The sequence below is a fragment of the Sphingobacterium sp. UBA2480 genome, assembly GCF_002341965.1.
Classification (GTDB): Bacteria; Bacteroidota; Bacteroidia; order Sphingobacteriales; family Sphingobacteriaceae; genus Sphingobacterium; species Sphingobacterium multivorum.
This window is the reverse complement of record NZ_DDPA01000001.1, coordinates 234,139-247,530: the sequence shown is the minus strand read 5'-3', so window position 1 is coordinate 247,530 and position 13,392 is coordinate 234,139. Positions and strand designations below refer to the sequence as shown.

The 13,392-nt window shown below is 41.0% G+C and carries 11 protein-coding genes; 6 read left to right on the top strand and 5 right to left on the bottom strand.

All coding sequences use genetic code 11. The annotated features are described in order from the left end of the window. Window positions 1-351: 351 nt before the first annotated feature. The 3 genes from treZ to treY are packed head-to-tail and all read right to left on the bottom strand — an operon-like array spanning window position 352 to window position 8,507. A complete protein-coding gene (gene treZ, locus B3600_RS01130; protein ID WP_286751801.1) occupies window positions 352-2,169 on the bottom strand; it encodes a malto-oligosyltrehalose trehalohydrolase in 1,818 nt (605 codons plus the stop codon). A 15-nt stretch (window positions 2,170-2,184) separates the two neighbouring features. After that, window positions 2,185-4,293, bottom strand: coding sequence for a glycogen debranching protein GlgX (glgX, locus tag B3600_RS01125; RefSeq protein ID WP_286751800.1), 2,109 nt, complete (start codon window positions 4,291-4,293; stop codon window positions 2,185-2,187). Window positions 4,294-4,301: 8 nt separating this feature from the next. Beyond that, a complete protein-coding gene (gene treY / locus B3600_RS01120; RefSeq protein WP_286751799.1) occupies window positions 4,302-8,507 on the bottom strand; it encodes a malto-oligosyltrehalose synthase in 4,206 nt (1,401 codons plus the stop codon). Window positions 8,508-8,703: 196 nt separating this feature from the next. Here treY and B3600_RS01115 point away from each other — a divergent pair, with 196 nt between their 5' ends. The 6 genes from B3600_RS01115 to B3600_RS01090 all read left to right on the top strand — a co-directional run bounded on the left by B3600_RS01115 (window position 8,704) and on the right by B3600_RS01090 (window position 12,055). Continuing rightward, window positions 8,704-9,186 carry an adenylyltransferase/cytidyltransferase family protein gene (locus tag B3600_RS01115; RefSeq protein ID WP_046676287.1) on the top strand — a complete coding sequence of 161 codons (483 nt, stop codon included), beginning with the start codon at window positions 8,704-8,706 and terminating at the stop codon, window positions 9,184-9,186. Window positions 9,187-9,201: 15 nt separating this feature from the next. After that, window positions 9,202-9,687, top strand: coding sequence for an adenylyltransferase/cytidyltransferase family protein (locus B3600_RS01110; protein ID WP_070560786.1), 486 nt, complete (start codon window positions 9,202-9,204; stop codon window positions 9,685-9,687). 56 nt (window positions 9,688-9,743) lie between these two features. After that, entirely contained in the window at window positions 9,744-10,142 is a 399-nt protein-coding gene (locus B3600_RS01105) for a hypothetical protein (RefSeq protein WP_112374726.1), read from the top strand. A 318-nt stretch (window positions 10,143-10,460) separates the two neighbouring features. Next, window positions 10,461-10,955 (top strand): RNA polymerase sigma factor, encoded by a 495-nt coding sequence (locus tag B3600_RS01100; protein ID WP_046676284.1) that lies wholly within the window; start codon window positions 10,461-10,463, stop codon window positions 10,953-10,955. A 95-nt stretch (window positions 10,956-11,050) separates the two neighbouring features. Further along, on the top strand, window positions 11,051-11,521 hold the full coding sequence (locus tag B3600_RS01095; protein ID WP_046676283.1) for a hypothetical protein: 471 nt from the start codon (window positions 11,051-11,053) through the stop codon (window positions 11,519-11,521). A 114-nt stretch (window positions 11,522-11,635) separates the two neighbouring features. Then, entirely contained in the window at window positions 11,636-12,055 is a 420-nt protein-coding gene (locus B3600_RS01090; protein WP_286751798.1) for a DUF6157 family protein, read from the top strand. Window positions 12,056-12,085: 30 nt separating this feature from the next. Here the strand turns inward: B3600_RS01090 and B3600_RS01085 are convergent, their stop codons facing one another. Together B3600_RS01085 and xth are read right to left on the bottom strand one after the other, a co-directional pair. Next, a complete protein-coding gene (locus B3600_RS01085; RefSeq protein ID WP_112374725.1) occupies window positions 12,086-12,556 on the bottom strand; it encodes an NUDIX domain-containing protein in 471 nt (156 codons plus the stop codon). After that, the gene (gene xth / locus B3600_RS01080; RefSeq protein ID WP_286751797.1) at window positions 12,549-13,334 is read right to left on the bottom strand and encodes an exodeoxyribonuclease III; all 786 of its coding nucleotides are present in this window, start codon (window positions 13,332-13,334) and stop codon (window positions 12,549-12,551) included. The genes B3600_RS01085 and xth overlap by 8 nt, the downstream gene beginning before the upstream one ends. Window positions 13,335-13,392 lie beyond the last annotated feature (58 nt).

The following is a 13,392-nucleotide window of genomic DNA, read 5'->3' as shown; positions in this document are numbered from 1 at the left end:
GAGATAATTTGCCATACATTATAAATCTAGCACCCCTCTTCAAACATGTCATATCTTAGGCTAAGATAAAAAAAAATTGCGACGAATAACAGATCAAACGTTTGTTTAAAATTTATTCTGAATAGCTGATCGTTCAAACCACTGGTATTCAAAACCATAAGCAATTGTTCCTTTTAAAAATAAAAAAGCTAGGTTGGAAAGGACCTAGCTTTTAAAACTTTCTTCACGACTGGACAAGCCGTATTTAAATAAGGAACAATACTTTTAACGAAGTTGTTTGAATAATTTGTTTTTATCTTTTAATAGCTTTCATTCCTGAAGATCAACTCACTTAAATCTTTCCAAAACGATCTATTTCGAAGTGTAAGCATACCCTGACCATGGTAATAAGGAACAGTCCTGCACTGCAACAGCGTCAGTCTCTGCCAAAAGGTCGGCGTCCGGTACACTGGTATCAAATGACAAGGTCCATTGCACAGCTGCTGGTAGATTGACATGTTGTAAATGAGCTGAATAGTTCATCAGGATAATCATTTGCCTCTCCTTTTGTTCCACATAGATACTAAGTACCTTCTTATCACAGAGGCACTCAGTCCTGATATCACTTCGTTGCATATTTTTTAACAACGGATTGCTTTTCCGAAATGCGATCAACGATTTATAATAGGACAACTGTTGCTGATATGGTTGCCTGTTCAATTCGTCCCAATCCAACACAGCTTGCCTAAATATTGTTTCATCCTGTGGATCGGGAACCTCGTGATCTGTGAGAAAATCTTCAAACTCCCGCTTGCGGCCCTCCCGCACCAGCTCTACCAGCTCTGGATCACTGTGACTGATAAAATACGGAAAAGGTCGCGCTGTCCCCCATTCTTCGCCCATAAATAGTAGCGGAAGATAGGGCGACATGAATACAGCAAAAGTCATAAGACGTGTTATTTCTCTGGCGTAAAGCGAGGCCGCACGATCACCCAGCATCCTATTGCCGACCTGATCATGATTCTGACTGAAAACAATGAAGCGATCGCTTGGAATACCCGCCGTATTTGTTCCAAAAAATTTCTCGCGATGGAAAGAATAGTTCCCATCAAAAACATAGGCCTTCTCGTAGGCTTTTGCCAGATCTTCCACGCCATTAAACTCCCGATAATAGCCCTTTTTTGGTTCGCCTACGGCTACGCGTAAGGCATGGTGAAACTCATCTAGCCACTGCGCATCCATCGCAAAACCATTTTTTGCCAAGGGGTCTAAAAATCTTCTGTCGTTAAGATCGCACTCAACAAAGAGATATCGATTTTTCCCTGTTTTAGCGATCACATTATCCGTTTCCGCACGGATTTCCTGAAGGATGTGAATTGGACTGAAATCCTTGATCGCATGTACTGCATCCATGCGCAGCGCATCAATGTGAAAGTCTTCAAACCACATCCGTACATTGTTGACTACCAAATCCCGCTGTCCGTGACAGAAACGGTCGTCATAATTGAGTGCATCGCCCCAGGGCGTTCGATATTTCTCAGTGAAATAAGGACCATACTGCGCAAAATAGTTTCCTTCGGGGCCCACATGATTATAGACCACATCGAGAATTACAGCTATACCAGCCTCATGACAGGCATTAACTAGCCGTTGCAATTCGGAAGCGCCACCATAAGAATGCTGTACCGCGAATGGAAATACGCCATCATAACCCCAATTTCTCTCTCCGGGAAATTGAGCGATCGGCATGATTTCGATAGCAGTTATTCCCAAATTTTTCAGATAAGGAATCTTTTTGATAACTCCATCAAAGTCATGGGACGACGAGAATGTACCGACATGAAGCTCATAGATGATAAAATCTGATTGTTGCGGCGGCTGATAGTCTTGATCGGTCCATGAAAAAGCGAGGTCTACAGCTTGAGACGGTCCATGAACACCTTCCGGTTGTGAACGAGAAAGCGGATCAGGAAATTCGTTGTCGTCTACCCGTATTCTATACAAATCGCCCGCACGGATTAGATCACTTTCGGCATACCAATAACCGTAGGCTTGCTGCTCTAGCGGTATTTCGACACCCATATTATAAAGCATGCAATAGACATTCTTTGCATTTGGCGCCCATACGCGAATCTCCCATAGCGCACCATTGTATTGAACTCCTAATTGTCTAATTCCTGTTTTGCTCATAATCCAGTGGTCGCTCTATTGTGATTGAAATAAAAGAATCGAGCGCGAGGGAACTAAAACCGTATCCCCAGCTGGAAACTCCCCAAAATCACCTATCCTATCGCTATTCGTATCTATGATCTTATTCCAGGAAGCCCCATAGATTTCACTAGGGAGTTTATAGGCGACATCTTCCCAATGGGCATTAAATAAAAGGTAAAAATTGGCATCCACTATTTTATTACCAGCGGTGTCTACTGATCGAATTCCCTGACCATTGAGAAATACAGCAAGGGAACGGGCATAATCCTCCTGCCAATGATGATCATCCATCTCAGATGCGTCTGGGAGAAACCATACGATATCCTCGACACCCGTACCACGAATGGGTATACCTTGAAACCATTTACGACGGCAGAATACAGGATGTTCACGGCGAAAATGAATTAATTTTTTAGTAAAATCCAATAAAGTTCCATCCACGCTGGTCCAGTCCAGCCAAGAGATCTCATTGTCCTGGCAATACGCATTATTGTTGCCTTGCTGTGTTCTGCCCAGTTCATCGCCAGCGACGAGCATAGGCACACCTTGCGACAGGAACAAGGTCACCAGCATATTTCGTTTTTGTTTTTGTCTTAGGCTATTAACTGTAGCATCCTCTGTAGGTCCTTCGACCCCGCAGTTCCAGGAGCGATTGTGACTTTCACCATCTTGATTATCCTCGCCATTGGCTTCGTTGTGCTTATCGTTATACGATACAAGGTCATGAAGTGTAAATCCATCGTGTGCAGTAATAAAATTAATGCTGGCGGTGGGTGTTCGATTATCTCCCCTATATAAATCGGAGGATCCTGTAAGGCGATTGGCAAATTCAGCAATCATGCTATCTGCCCCGATCCAATAATCTCGGATACAATCACGGTATTTTCCATTCCATTCGGCCCAGCCGGCAGGAAATTCGCCAACTTGGTAGCCGCCTTCTCCGATATCCCAAGGTTCCGCAATGAGTTTAACCTGTGAAATCACCGGATCTTGATGAATAACGTCAAAGAATGAACTTAATTTATCGACCTCGTGTAACTCCCGTGCCAATGCTGATGCCAAATCAAAGCGGAACCCGTCAACATGCATTTCCTCAACCCAATAGCGCAGACTGTCCATAATCAGACGTAATACATTGGGTTGACGTGTATTTAAGGTATTGCCAGTTCCGGTAAAATCCATATAATACCGTGGATCTTCCGCCAAGCGATAATAAGAAGCATTATCAATCCCTCTAAAAGACAGTGTTGGCCCCATTTCGTTACCTTCGCCGGTATGGTTGTAGACAACATCGAGGATCACTTCGATACCGGCATCATGTAAGGCCTTGACCATTTTTTTAAATTCCATAACCTGCTCACCATGTGTACCTGAAGCGGAATAGCGCACATCGGGAGCAAAAAAACCGATGCTATTGTATCCCCAATAGTTAGTGAGTCCTTTGTCCTTTAAATGACGGTCAGTCAAAAAATGATGGATCGGCAACAATTCGACGGCAGTAATACCCAGTTCTTTCAGGTAATTTATAGCAACAGGATGTGCCAAAGCAGCATAGGTTCCTCTTATTTCTTCGGGAATGTCAGGATGTGTCGCTGTAAAACCTTTTACGTGGGTTTCATAAATCACACTCTGATGCATCGGTACCCGCGGCGGACTGTCGTTCCCCCAATCAAATTTGTTATCAATAACAACAGCTTTGGGGACAAAAGGAGCGCTGTCCGTTGTATCGAAGCTCATATCGTCCTCCCCTATAGTGTACGCGAATAAAGCATCATCCCATTGTACAGTACCTGATATTGCTTTTGCATACGGATCAATCAACAATTTATGGGGGTTAAAACGGTGTCCCTGCGATGGATCGTGCGGACCATATACCCGATAGCCGTAGCGTTGTCCTGGCTTAATTCCCGAGAGATAGATATGCCACACTTGGTGCGTCTTCTCGGTTATTTTAAATTTTGCGACTTCCTCCTCATCGGAACTAGTATAGAGGCAAAGTTCAACAGCCTCAGCATGTTCGGAGAAAAGGGCAAAGTTAACCCCTTCCCCATCGTAAGTAGCTCCTAATGGATAAGGGCTTCCGGTATAAATTTTTGTTTCCATCTGTATGTTTAACGGTTGTATAATTTCGTGTAGTAAGCTAATTTTTCCTGGTGGTTTGCTGCAAATGCCCCTTTTTGCATACGCCATACCCAATTGCCAGCTGTGCTGGCGGGACGGTTCATGCGGCAAGATCCATCAAGATTCAGGATATCTTGCATCGCGATAATGACGCTGTCTGCAACGGATGCGTAGAGTGAACGTATGAGGACATCATTTAGATTTGTATTTTCAACGATTTGCCCATAGTAATTATTGATCCTTTCTTTGCCCGCTCCATCGAGATCTTGATTAAACCAAGACAGCGAAGTATTATTGTCGTGGGTGCCCGTATAGGCGACAGTATTGCGGTTATATTGATGCGGGATATGAGGTGAACGGGGCATATCGTTGCCAAAAGCAAATTGTAATACGGCCATTCCCGGAAAATTATATTCATTACGTAGCTGATATACCTTAGCGTCTATGTCACCAAGATCTTCGGCGATAAAAGGCATATGATCCAACGAAGTTTTCACATGATCAAAAAAATCCGACCCAGGCCCTACAACCCAGCTTCCATTTTTTGCGGAAGTTTCTTCATGGGGCACTTCCCAATAGGAAGAAAATGCTCGGAAATGGTCAAGCCGTAACGTATCGAATAGCGTACAGTTATGTGACAAACGTTCCACCCACCATTGATAACCATCTTTTTGAAGTGAGATCCAATTATAGGTTGGCATACCCCATAATTGGCCGTCGGCGTTGAAGTAATCGGGTGGTACCCCCGCAACATGATTTATAGTACCGTCTGCTTTTAATGAAAAGTACTGCGGATTGACCCACACATCGGCAGAATCATAGGCAACATAAAATGGGATATCCCCTATAAACCTAATCCCATAATCACGCGCATAGTTTCTTAACGCACTCCATTGCCTAAAAAATAGGAACTGAAACCATTTTTCCTGTTGCAATTCATCTGCAAATCGAGTGGCGAAATCTTCCAGCGCTGCGCTATCGCGAAGCTTATAAAGCGCTGGCCATTGATACCATGGACGATCGTCATGTCTATTTTTCAAAACTTTGAAGAGTGCATAATCATCAAGCCAGGAAGATTCGCGGTCTACAAACTCGGAAAATTCTTGCGTAGGCTGCGCTGGAAGACGATGGAATGCCTTTTCAAGGAGCCGATATTTTGAGCTGTTTATTTCCGCGAAATCTATTGTTTGCAAACCCTTCTTTTTCAAGGTCTTCAATTCATCCTTATTCAGCAAGCCAAATTTTAATAATTCCTTTAAATCGATGAGTAAGGGATTTCCAGCCCTGCTACTTAGCGTGCTATAAGGCGAATAACATTGTGCTAAGTCTGTAGGCCCCAATGGAAGGATCTGCCACCAGCTTTGGCCACCACGTTGGAGCTGTTTAACAAAACGGCGAGCTTCATTCCCGAGATCTCCGATCCCATAAGGTGACGGTAATGAGCTTATATGCAACAATACACCGGAACTCCTTTTCTGAGTGGAATCTTTATATTTTAAGATCGCCATGGGAAGATCCTTAAAAATAGCATGGATAGGAATTTCTGTGCCTTCGCCACTGCTATCCATCAAAACATGCTGCCAAGTCACAGAACGATGAGTTAAGAGATGAACTTTTGTATCGGACCAATCAAATGAACAGGGCACAAATTTTGAGATTTTACCAATAGCGGCAAGATGTAGCGGTAAAATCACCACTAACCACTCATCCCCTGACCTACGTGCGAAGGCCAATATATGTTTCCGATATCGACCAGTCACCTTCAGTGGAATATAGCTGCTATCCGGTGCAAGTGTATGATCGTCCTTTCTCAGTTTCACCAATTTCTTTATCAACCAAAGCTTTATTCTTCCATCGTGTCTATTTCGCCATAAAAATGGAATTCGCTCTTCTTTGGCTGTCTCTTCGATCGTGTCGAGGAGACTTTTACTTAATTCATAAGCTATAGGTCGTCGGTTGTCGGGATCAACAAAGCTATAGTTCCAAAGTTCTGATCCCTGATAGATATCGGGTATACCAGGACAAGTAAACTTTAAAATTTGCTGAATAAGTGAATTCAATATCCCATAATCAGCGACTGCCTCAATAAATTGATAAAAGCTCGTAAAAAAAGGACGGTCTTTGTCCAGCAAAAAAGAAGCGAAGTCCCGAACTGAAGCTTCATAAACTAAATTTGGATTCTCCCAGCTTGAGCGTTCTTTACCTTCGCGAAGGTATTTAACCAAGTAGTCCAAAAAACGTTCTTCAAATGATGCTGTATTTGCCTTCGCATCCTGTTTCTCCATTGGATAAGAGGAGACCAAAGACTGATAGATGAAATATTCATCATTTGGGTGCGGAAGGTCCTTTCGATATTCATTCCAGACCACATCCTGCCAAATGCGCAGTTGTTTTACCCACTTTTGCGCCATAGCAGTTAGGACCAAAAGGCGGCTCCGTGAATCCTCCCCTCGCTTGGTGTCGTGCGTTGAACTGGCGTTGATTGACAGTGGCCAATCTTTTTGCCGATCCTGCATAAATCGGTGAAATTGCTTGATACTAAGCCCTAAATTCTTCGGATGGTCACCCACTTCATTATGTCCAATAAACCGGTTGTAGGTGTACATCAAGGTATCTTCTACCCCTTTTGCCATTACTGGCCCAGTCAATTGCATGCAGCGGAGAAAGAAATCGGCTAAAGCAGTTTGGTTCGGCGATTGATAAGCTACCTGCGCTTGCTGAAACTGATTTCGAAATTGATCGACCAGCTCTTGGTCGAGCTCGGGGTTCTTCATCAACTTTTCAAAAAGTGAAGACACAAGTTCGAAGTTCGTTATTGACAATGGAAAGCAATCATCATAAAGCCGATAGACCGGAAAAAGTGCAATAAAGGACTTTAAAATGTCCTTTAGCGCATCCCGCTTCTCTTGGTCAACAACACCCAGAAGTGATGCTAACGATTTGGCAAGATTGTCGAGCTCTCCCTGCATCTGATCTGTAAGAATCTTACATTTTTTTGCATATTGATCTATTTTAATTGATAAGTTTTCGCCAGTAACTTTGCGATAATAGTTATTCAATATTTTCTTTCCCGACTGGCAGGAACATACATTATTACAAACTGATAAAAAATCATAGCCCGTTGTTCCCTGTATAGGCCAGTCGATCGGGAGCTTCTCTCCTTTCTCCAGTATCTTTTCAGCGACGATATACGTTTTCGGACCGATATATTTTCTCAAATTGTAGAGGTAGGCTGTGGGATTATAAAGTCCATCGATATGATCAATGCGGAGTCCATCAATCAGCCCCTCGTCAACGAGTGTTTTGATTAGCTCATGAGACTGCTTGAATACTTCTTCGTCCTGCACATTTAAACAAATTAGTTCGTTGACCGTAAAAAAACGTCTATAATTTATTCGTTGATGTGTATGCCACCAAGGACAAAGCTCATAATTCTGACTAGTTACCAATTCAAGAATACGATCGGGATCCGCATTAAAGCGTTGCAGCGTAGACGTAAGTATCTCGCCTGAGAGACCTTTAAAGATGTGTATTCGCAACTGCTTCCACTCTTCGTTATCTCCATTGGCTTGAGCGGTATTTATCTGAACCAAAAGGCCGCTAAAATCGGCTTGTGTGTCCCGTAAATAATCGCCCAATATAAAGCCATAAGATTCTGGTGAAATTGGATAAACATTTCCTTGATAAGAAAGTCGAAGACTATCATCGGAAGAAACGACTGTAATTTCATTGTCTGATATTGCTTCATCCAAAGTCTTTGCTAATATAGGTACCATTAATTTTCCCTGCTCAAATAAATTAGAACTATAGCAGGTATCAAAAAAACGGCTAAATGTTGATGACTGTCCAAATTCCAGCAAATCCATGAGCCATTCGTTCGCTGGATGAAATGCCATGTGATTTGGAACGATATCCTGAATCCATTTGATATTGGATTCTCTTAATTGTTTCTTAATAGCCCTGAGCTCGTCGAGTGTACCTAATTCTGGATTTATCTGATGCATATTAACACCGTCATAGCCATGGACACTCCCCGGCGTTGATTGTAAAATAGGTGCAGCATAAATCGTATCTATACCTAGATTAAGCAGGTAAGGAATTATGGCTTTAAAATCAGCAAAGTTAAACGCTTTATGAAATTGAATTCTGTAGGTTGTATTTGGCTTATTAATGGATACATTTCTATTCGTCTGCATAGTGCTGGATTTCATTTTAGTTCAGAACGCCAGCCAGCCATTTTAGTTCAATCGTTTTTCAAAAAAGGGAAGTTGAAATGAGATGGAAGGGTGTTGAAAATAATAAGGCAAAAAAATAATTTAAAATTAAAACGAATCTTTCTGAGCTGCGTTCTACCTGTACTTCTTCAATAATTGCAGTTTAAATTATTATAATATGAAAAAAATAGGAATTACGTTTTCCGCTTTTGATCTGCTTCATGCAGGTCACATTAAGATGCTCGAAGATGCCAAAGAACAGTGCGACTTTCTGATTTGCGGTCTGCAGACAGATCCAACGCTGGATCGTCCAGAAAAAAACAAGCCGACACAATCGGTATTTGAACGCTATATGCAATTAAAGGCATGTAAACATGTGGATATGATTATCCCTTACGCTACTGAGCAGGACCTAGAAGATGTTTTACGTTCATACAAAATACATGTTCGCATTTTGGGTGATGAATATATGGATAAGGCATTTACAGGCAGACAGTATTGCGAAGAAAAAGGGATACGGCTTTATTTCAATAGACGGGAAAACAGGTTCTCGAGTTCGTCTTTGCGAAGAATAATTGCATCGAAGGAAAACACTAGTAAGGGCGCCGTAGTCAGTATAAACGATGGGGCTAATTACGCGTTAAAGCGCATAAATGCATAAACTAATATTAAAAATATGATTATAGGTATTATTTTCGGCGTATTTGACATGTTGCATGTAGGCCATATCGTTGCGCTACAGGAAGCGAAGAGTCAGTGTGATTATCTCATTGTGGGACTTAAAACTGATTCAAATGTACAGGAAGCTGATGGCCATGACACGGCTCAGACCATGGTCGAAAGATTCATCAAATTGGAAGGCTGTCAGTTTGTTGATGAAATCATCCCTTTTGAATCGGATCACGACATTACAGATATGCTTCAGTCACTACCTGTCCACAAATTCTTTATAGGGGAAGACTATAAGATGGTTGATTTTTCAGGCAGAGATTATTGTATTTCAGAGGGAATTGAAATTTGTTATACCAAGAACAAAAACCGATTTTCAAGTCAGTCGCTTCGAAAAATTGTGAGTGAAAAAGAAATTGAGAAGGCGGAAAGGAGTTTTGGCGCAAGTTTAAAATGCCATTCCGCAAATATTATTTCAACCACACCCCAATAAAGTAGCAATGAAATATAGATACTGCAGGCTTGTAAACAACAACAATATCGTTCGTTATGGAAAAAATCAATATCGGTATTATTACGAGTTTAAGAAAGCAGTTGTTTGCCTATCGCATCCTTTTTTCTGAACATATACAAAGTCCCGCAAGGGTTGTACTAGAAGCAGCATCTCTTGAATCTATTAGCAGCAATTCTCTCATTCATGAAAAGCCTGAATTGCTGCTGCTCGATTATCGTTTGGTATTTAAAGATACCGCCCTTTTCTTTTCGCTTCTAAATAATCGCTATCCAAACCTGATCGTTATTGTTCTTGTGGATCAAACTCAGCTAAAAGAAGCGAAGCGATGTCAACAGTTTGTTGATGCCTATGTAGCCCCAAACATAGAGATTCTCCAGCTTTTTACACAAATTAGGAATCTAACAGTACGCTCTCCCTTCATGAACGCACATTAGTATAACAAGTGATGGCTTCGTTTTTTAATGAAATACCTGAGATAAGCGTATAAATAACGTGTACTTTGAGGCATTACCGAGAAAATTCCAATCGCAAAAATTTAATACGGTTTTAAATCCTTAGCCGATTATGTTGGCGCGACTCACACAGTGAATATAACATACTGATAATGAGCAGTTATAACCAATATTAAGTATAAATTACATCTTCCGTAATATTTACCTAAAGATCGTATCAGCGTTCCAACACGCAGCATTTTGACTAAAATCTGCACTGTTGTTGTTCTATAATAGCCGTAAAATTTAGAAAATAACAACATGCAGCACATCGAGATAAACTCATTTTTTAAAGAAAAAAGAAGCCTACTCAAAAATTTCGCTTCGCAATTTACTTCAGATCCGGAGATTAAAAATGATCTTATACAGGACACCATGGTTAATGCATTAAAATCCATCGAAAAGCTTATACATAATCCTAAGGTGGGCTCATGGTTGTATGTGATTATGCGCAACATTTATATTAACCATTACAGAAAAACAAAACGTACTGAGAACTATCACCATGAGTATGCAGCTTTAGCCAGTGCGGATTCTGTTTCAACAAATTTAAGCAGCAGCAAATTTATCCAGGATGATATCCAAAAAGCATTGCGTCAGCTTTCCGAAGATAATTATGAAATTTTCAACATGTTTCTAGAAGGTTATAAATATCATGAAATCGCTGAATATATGCAGATGCCTGAAGGTACTATTAAAACACGCATTCATTTTATTCGAAAGACCATGCAAAAGCAGTTAGCAATATATCATTAATATAGGGGATATATTAAACTATAAAAAAATAAAAATTAAAACTATTTACAAATAAATCTTGTTATTTAAACATTATCACTAAATAAATAAATATTATGATTTCAAACAAAACATTACTTGCTTCACTAGCTACCGCAGCGATTTTAGTTTCGTGTAATAATCAAACACCGCAGGAAAAGGCGGCTGAGAAGATGGAGCATGCGGAGGAAAAAGCAGCTGACGCCAATGAAGAGGCAATGAAAACTTCCGAAGATGCTGCGACGAAAGATGCAGAAGCCGTTGTTTATTCCGATAAAGCGGCGGCTAATGCAGCCATTGCTTCAGTGACAGCCCCTGTCCTTTCCAATGATAAAGCCAAGGAGCTTTATACAAAATTAGGTAAAACTTGGGTGGATCGCATCAATGCAGAGTCTGCAGATCAAGCGTTGGATAAAGAGAAATCACTGTTGGATATTAAAAACGAGATCGAAAAAAGTCTTGCTGATGGAAAAATATCTGCTTCGGATAAAGATAACATCATGAAATACCAATCGGATTGTTTAGCCGCTATTAAAGCTGCGCTCTAGAACATACGAGCATAATAATCAATAAATCATAGGATATTTTGCGATTCACTTTCAAATCGTAAGATATCCTATTATTTTTGTTGTTATCCTTACGGCTCCATTGATTAAAGAAAGATGAAAATTATGAAAATCCATTCGACCAATTATTTTAACACATTGATTGAAGCTGCTGCAGATACCAAAGTAGTTAAGGGCACTATTCCACCATCAAAAAGCAATAAAACCGTTGCTAAACGACAATATGAATTAATCGCCTCTGCACCTTATCAGTATACATCTGACGATATTATTTTCCAAGTCTATGCGGAAAGAAGGGATCTAACGCCAGATGAGTATCCTGAAGCAAGAGCAGTTTTTTTCTCAAGAGGACAAGCTTGCCTGCGAGCTTCCCCGCTTACAAAAACCTATGGGTATGGGATTCATAGTAATAGTGAAGGCAAGATCGCTCTATATGGAATGGAAACAGCAATTTATCAGAAGTTTGTAGCGGATGATAATACAGCGAAAGTTAAAGCAATGAGGTCTACTAGGTAGCACTTGCAAAATAAAATGGTGTTGAAAAAATTAACATTTCTCATGAGCAATCACTTGCTCCAAAAAAGAAATCTGCCGTTCGTTTATTTTCTTCCTAGCCTCCGCAAATGTAAACCAACCTCCGCGATCTACTTCTGGATAAGTTTGCATTTTTCCGGATTTCGGCGGCCATTCCATTTCAAAGGTATTGCTTACCAGATCAGCAGGATCTATATCTCCTTCAATTGCCCAGCACTTAACTATTTTTCCCCCTTTCTGTTGAATAGCTTGTAGCGCAATAAAATTTCCGCTGGGAAGATAGCCTGTCTCTTCAATAAATTCCCTTTTGGCTGCTTCAAGTTCATCTTCATACAAATCGATTTCTCCCTTAGGGATTGTCCAAGAGCCTTCATCTTTTTTCGTAAAATAGGGACCACCAGGATGTACTAAGAAAAAATAAATTTCTAGCGCCTCAAATTTATACAATAACAATCCAGCACTGGTATTTATCTTTTTAGCCATTGTTGCTGCTATTCCGTAACCGAATCCATGTAGGGGCATGATCGCTGCTCTTTTCCCAGCCGCGAACATGGCGATCAATACCGCCTTCAATCAAACGATTCTGAATTGAAGGGCTTAATAGGATATGATCTATACGCAAACCGGCATTTCGACTATAAGCCTGACGAAAGTAATCCCAGAACGTATACACCTGCTGATCCGGAAAAAGCTGACGAATCGCATCCTGCCAGCCCGCTTCAAGAAGTTGACTGAAAGCCTCTTTAACCTCCTTTCTGAACAATGCATCGTCGACATATTTTTCAGGTTTATAGGTATCCATTTCAGTTGGAATAATGTTAAAATCGCCGATGAGTATCGCTGGACTATCCATACTAAGCAACGTTTTGGCCCGCTTAGCTAAGCGCTCAATCCACGTCAATTTATACTCAAATTTGGGCCCGGGAAATGGGTTCCCATTGGGCAGATAAAGACAGCAAATCGCGACTTGCTGGATCATAACCTCCAAATAACGGCTTTGAACATCTTCGGCATCACCTGGAAGCACTCTAGAGATTTCTTCGATCTCATATTTAGAAAGAACCGCAACCCCATTCCAGCTTTTTTGACCGTGCCAAACGGCATGATATCCGATGGCATTAATTTCTTTCAGTGGAAAACGTTCCTGCGGAGATTTCAACTCCTGGAGGCATACAACATCAGGCGATTCTTCGGCCAACCAGCGAAGCAAGACTGGTAGACGCGCATTGATACCATTAATATTATAGGTAGCTATTTTCATGAACTCATTTTTAACTTAAATAAACAACCAAAGGAACCTCTTTATTGTTTGAAACTGC